This is a genomic window from Neolewinella litorea, assembly GCF_004803465.1.
Taxonomy (GTDB): Bacteria; Bacteroidota; Bacteroidia; order Chitinophagales; family Saprospiraceae; genus Neolewinella; species Neolewinella litorea.
The window spans coordinates 1-1219 of record NZ_SRSF01000036.1; the positions used below are offsets into that span (position 1 = coordinate 1).

The following is a 1219-nucleotide window of genomic DNA, read 5'->3' on the forward strand; positions in this document are numbered from 1 at the left end:
TGGCGTCGCCGGTAATCCCCTCCTGCGGCGGTGAGCACCGCAGATTGATAAATCCGTCGCGACCTACTACCGCTGGCTCCGGTTGCGGACTGTCTCGCCGCCGCCGCCGGCGGCGCCAGTAGTGAAAGGTGGCGTAGCTGATACCTTCCGTGGTACAGAAGTCTTTGATGGTCTTTCCCGAAGTCGCTTGCCGGTCCAGCAGGGCGTACATGCGGCTGGCTTTGTCCATGGTTGCTGTTTCCAGCAAAGGTCAGGCCGACCAATCAGCAGAGAAAGACGCGGTTGCTCGGACGCTTACCAATAAAGCATCCTCGGCACCCAAAAGCATTACCGCCGGCTTGACGATGGCGCGGTGTTGGCGGAAGTACTTTTTTTGTTAATTAATCTCTGTTAAGCGGGGTTAGTGGTTTGTGGCAGCTTTTCTGCCTGATGATGGACTATCTCGCGGAAGCCTTTCGAGACCGTTTCAAAAAGTGTGTCACGATAAGAACCAATAACTTTCGTAACACACTACAAGCACCATGGAAAACGAAGAATTCGATATGGAAGCCTTCCGCGAGGAGGCGATTAAGAAGCTACAAGCGGGCGAAGGCCTGCTGGGTGAGGGGGGAGCCTTCACCCCCTTGCTCAAGTCCTTTCTGGAGCAGGCACTGGACGGTGAGCTGGACGCTCACTTAGCCGATAAAGACGAACCAAATCGCAAAAATGGCCGTGGCAAGAAGCGCATCCGCACCTCGTTGGGCGAAGTGGAGATCGCCACGCCCCGCGACCGCACGGGCAGTTTCCAACCCAAAGTAATCGGCAAGCGGCAGAAGCAGTTGCCGAAGGACCTGGAAAGACAGATCATGACCCTCTACGCCCGCGGCAGTTCCCTGGGTGACATCCGGGACTTTTTGGAAGAGATGTACGGGGTGGAAGTATCGCCGGCGACGATCTCGCGGGTAACCGACAAGATTATTCCGCTGCTGGAAGAATGGCGTACCCGACCATTAGAGAGCGTTTACCCCTTCGTTTTCATGGACGCCATCCACTACAAAGTCCGCGAGGAAGGCCGCGTAATCACCAAGGCGGTTTACGGGATCATCGCCGTTAATCAGGAAGGTTATCGGGACGTGCTGGGACTCTACATCGGTCAGAATGAGTCGGCCAAGTTCTGGATGCAGGTGCTCACGGACCTGCAGAACAGAGGCTTGGAGGACATCCTGATCGCCTGCGTGGA

At 56.1% G+C, this 1219-nt stretch carries 2 protein-coding genes; one reads left to right on the plus strand and one right to left on the minus strand.

Annotated elements, in window-relative coordinates; translation table 11 throughout:
• Positions 1-229 (minus strand): IS66 family insertion sequence element accessory protein TnpA (gene tnpA, locus E4021_RS17970; protein ID WP_262712780.1); only part of this gene is annotated, 229 nt, incomplete at its 3' end.
• Between the two features lie 292 nt (positions 230-521).
• On the opposite strand from tnpA, the gene E4021_RS17975 reads away from it, so the two are divergent.
• Positions 522-1219: IS256 family transposase (locus E4021_RS17975; RefSeq protein ID WP_136460874.1), on the plus strand; the 698-nt coding region annotated here is incomplete at its 3' end.